A 392-nucleotide genomic window follows, 5' to 3' on the forward strand; every position below is an offset into this window, starting at 1 on the left:
CCAGTAACACCAGTAACACCAGTAACACCAGTAACACCAGTAACACCAGTAACACCAGTAACACCAGTAACACCAGTAACACCAGTAACACCAGTAACACCAGTAGAACCGGTAGCCCCAGTCGCGCCAGTAACCCCAGTAGCGCCAGTAACACCGGCAACTCCAGTAGCGCCAGTAACGCCAGTAACCCCAGTCACCCCAGTAGAACCGGTAGCGCCAGTAGCTCCAGTCACCCCAGTAGAACCGGTAGCGCCAGTAGCTCCAGTAGCTCCAGTAGAGCCGGTAGCGCCAGTAACCCCAGTAGAACCGGTAGCCCCAGTCGCCCCAGTAGAGCCGGTAACGCCAGTCACCCCAGTAGAACCGGTAGTCCCAGTAGAGCCGGTAGCGCCAGT

Annotated in this window: 1 protein-coding gene; it reads right to left on the reverse strand. The window is 57.4% G+C overall.

Annotated features, from left to right (window positions below; translation table 11 throughout):
* The coding region (locus ACFXN8_RS07325; protein ID WP_386843995.1) for a hypothetical protein at positions 1 to 392 on the reverse strand (392 nt) is incomplete at both ends.

The organism is Lysinibacillus sp. NPDC059133 (genome assembly GCF_042755925.1).
Classification (GTDB): Bacteria; Bacillota; Bacilli; order Bacillales_A; family Planococcaceae; genus Lysinibacillus.